General features: G+C 70.8%; 3 protein-coding genes and 1 pseudogene. 2 read left to right on the forward strand and 2 right to left on the reverse strand.

The window, feature by feature from the left end:
- A pseudogene (locus tag VR44_RS18085) lies at positions 1 to 1,091 on the forward strand (lytic transglycosylase domain-containing protein); the annotation flags it as partial.
- 75 nt (positions 1,092 to 1,166) lie between these two features.
- Here the strand turns inward: VR44_RS18085 and VR44_RS18090 are convergent.
- On the reverse strand, positions 1,167 to 1,691 hold the full coding sequence (locus tag VR44_RS18090) for a hypothetical protein (RefSeq protein WP_157880346.1): 525 nt from the start codon (positions 1,689 to 1,691) through the stop codon (positions 1,167 to 1,169).
- 236 nt (positions 1,692 to 1,927) lie between these two features.
- Positions 1,928 to 2,131, reverse strand: a complete 204-nt coding sequence (locus VR44_RS18095) for a cold-shock protein (protein WP_007265804.1) — start codon at positions 2,129 to 2,131, stop codon at positions 1,928 to 1,930.
- Between the two features lie 236 nt (positions 2,132 to 2,367).
- On the opposite strand from VR44_RS18095, the gene VR44_RS18100 reads away from it, so the two are divergent.
- Positions 2,368 to 3,177, forward strand: an 810-nt coding sequence (locus VR44_RS18100) for a menaquinone biosynthetic enzyme MqnA/MqnD family protein (RefSeq protein ID WP_045948561.1), incomplete at its 3' end; no start/stop codon positions are given.

Below are 3,177 nucleotides of genomic sequence, written 5' to 3' on the forward strand. Positions count from 1 at the left end.
ACGCGGCACTGGGCGCGGGCCTCTACCTCTGCTCGGGCGGCAAGGACCTGTCGAACCCGGCCGACCTCGACAAGGCGATCCTCAGCTACAACCAGTCGCGCGAGTACGTGAACAGCGTGCTCGGCTACATGCGCCAGTACCAGCAGGACGGCACCGCCGGGGTCCCGAACCCGCCCGTCGGCAACTACCCGACCCCGCCCGCGCCGCACGTCCCGACCGCGCCGCACGTCCCGACGCCGAACCCGCCCGCGTCGAAGCCCACGCCCACGCCGGACCCCAAGCCGACGCCCAAGCCCGACCCGAAGCCCACCCCGACGCCGGACCCGTCCAAGCCGACCCCGGCGCCCGCGGCGCTGGCCGGGCTGGGGCAGGTCGGCGACGCGAAGCTGGAGGCCGAGGCCGGCAGCACCTTCGCGGACGGCGCCCGCTTCAAGGCGGTGCTCAGCGACGGCAAGCCGGCCGTCGGCCAGGCCGTGGTCGTCGCGGTCGAGCAGGACACCACCGGCGGCACGGGCTTCGTCTTCGTCAACGAGCAGAGCGTGGTCGTCCGCACGGACGCCCAGGGCATCGCCACCGCCCCGCGCCTCAAGGCGGGTCCGAAGGCGGGCACCTTCACCCTCCGGGCCACGGCCTACGACTCCAAGGGCCAGTTCACCGTGGCGCTGGCCGGCAAGGTCACCGAGAAGCCGGCCGAGAAGCCGGTGGCGCTGACCCGTGCGGACGGCGGCGCGGCGGTCGAGGTCGCGGCCGGCACCTCGGTCAAGGACCTGCGGTTCCTGGCCGCCCGTGACGGCAAGCCGGAGGCCGGGCTGAAGGTCACCGCCGAGCTGGTCACCGGCAAGCCGGGCGCCTGGGTCCCCGTCGACCCGAAGACGGCGAAGGGGCCGTTCTTCAAGGGCGGGGCGGACGGCCAGAAGCTGTTCTCCGTGGAGCTGCCCAAGACCGGGGCCGACGGGAAGACCGTCCTGCCGGAGCTGCTGACCACGGACGCGCCCGCGGGCACCTACCACCTGCGGCTGACCACGGCGGACGGGGCGGAGCTGATCGTGGACGTCACGGTCACCGCCCCGAAGACGGAGCCCAAGGCCTGACCCGGGCCCGGAGCACGCACACCAGAGCACGGCCGGTCGCCGCTCGCGACCGGCCGTGCTCTCGTGTGCGGACCCTTATACGGGGGTGTCCTCGACGGGGGAGAAGCCCGTGCCGCAGGCGGCCGGCAGGTTCGCCGGGGTGAACGGCGTCGCCGAGGCGGTGCAGCGCGCCTGGTGGATCACACCGTCCCTGGCCAGCAGGTTGACGGTGAGCGTTCCGGCCTCGGTGATCGAGGCGGCGGTGTCGGTGACGCACTTCGGCGCGTTGGCGAGGATCCCCAGGTTGATCCACACGCCCGGGTTGCGGCTGTCGTTGAGGAAGGCGTGTCCGCGCCGGTCGGTCGCGAGCCGGAACAGCGTGCCGGCCAGGAAGCCGAAGTCGGAGCCGGCGGTGCTGATGTCGCGGGACGTGGAACACCTCTCCTTGTGCTCGTCGTCCGGCGAGGCGGGCGCCTTGGCCGGATGCGAGGAGGCCTTCTTGTGGTGCGGGTCGTGGTCCATGCCGCCACTGGCGGCCGCCGACGGCACCATGAGCGAGCCGAGGAGCACCGCCCCCGTCGCCGCCGAAATCCCCCGTGCGGCCCAAGCGAGCTTCGTCATCCGATTCCTCCGTGAGTGCGGGCCCGATGTCCGCGACCGAACATCCCCGGCACTCTTCGGATGTACACACAGTGTGATGAGACGTCACTCAGGGGAACCAGAAGTCGGCCCCGAACGGCGGGGGCGGACCCCGGTCCGCAGGAAAAAGGCAGGAGCCCCGCCCCTCCCGTTGGCACGGCAGGGGCAGGGCTCCTTGGGTACTGCGAAATCCGACCGCGATCGGGTCGGCCTGGCGACTAGGCCGGGGTGACGTTCTCCGCCTGCGGGCCCTTCGGACCCTGGGTGACGTCGAAGTTCACCTGCTGGTTCTCCTCGAGGGAGCGGAAGCCAGAGGCGTTGATCGCGGAGTAGTGGACGAAGACATCCGGGCCGCCGCCGTCCTGGGCGATGAAGCCGAAGCCCTTTTCAGCGTTGAACCACTTCACGGTTCCGGTAGCCATGAGCCCTCCTATGGGCCAAAGGGTCGCCCTGCTCCAGAACCTGCTAAGAAGTCTGAAAACTACAAAAGCCCGCGGGTTACATGCTCCGCAGGCCTCGTACTGCAAGGGAAACCAAACTGCAACTTGCGTCGAGCCTAGCACGCACCCTCGGGCCGAGACCAGAGGGAAAGATCACGTCACCCGGACGTTTGAGACCCGCTCGATCGCTGACGGAGAAGCGCCGCTAGTCTCGCGATGTGGACGTCTATCGCAGCCGGCCCAGGGTCGGCCACATCCAGTTCCTGAACTGCCTGCCCCTCTACTGGGGGCTCGCACGCACCGGCACGCTGCTGGACATGGAGCTGACCAAGGACACCCCCGAGAAGCTCAGCGAGCGGCTCGTCCAGGGCGACCTCGACATCGCCCCCGTCACCCTCGTGGAGTTCCTCCGCCACGCGGACCAGCTGGTCGCCCTCCAGGACATCGCCGTCGGCTGCGACGGCCCGGTCATGTCCTGCGTGATCGTCTCGCAGGTCCCGCTGGAGCAGCTGGACGGGGCCCGGGTGGCCCTCGGCTCGACCTCGCGCACCTCCGTACGCCTCGCCCAGCTGCTCCTCGCCGAGCAGTACGGGGTCCGGCCCGACTACTACACCTGCCCCCCTGACCTGGGGCTGATGATGCAGGAGGCCGAGGCGGCGGTGCTGATCGGCGACGCCGCGCTGCGCGCCTCGCTGCACGACGCCCCCCGGCTGGGGCTGGCCGTCCACGACCTGGGCCGGATGTGGAAGGAGTGGACGGGACTGCCGTTCGTCTTCGCCGTCTGGGCCGCGCGCAAGGACTACCTGGCCCGCGAACCCGAGATCGTCAGGGAGGTCCACGACGCCTTCCTCGCCTCCCGGGACCTCTCCCTCGAAGAGGTCGTGAAGGTCGCCGAGCAGGCGGCGCGCTGGGAGGCCTTCGACGCCGGACTGCTGCAGCGCTACTTCACCACCCTCGACTTCCGCTTCGGCCCGGAACAACTCGCCGGGGTGCGGGAATTCGCGCGCCGTACGGGAGCGGACACCGGT

This window comes from Streptomyces katrae, assembly GCF_000966975.1.
Lineage (GTDB): Bacteria > Actinomycetota > Actinomycetes > Streptomycetales > Streptomycetaceae > Streptomyces > Streptomyces katrae.

Coding starts and splice junctions, on each gene's coding strand:
- VR44_RS18090 (WP_157880346.1), bottom strand. CDS start 1,691: ATGACGAAGCTCGCTTGGGCCGCACGGGGGATTTCGGCGGCGACGGGG.
- VR44_RS18095 (WP_007265804.1), bottom strand. CDS start 2,131: ATGGCTACCGGAACCGTGAAGTGGTTCAACGCTGAAAAGGGCTTCGGC.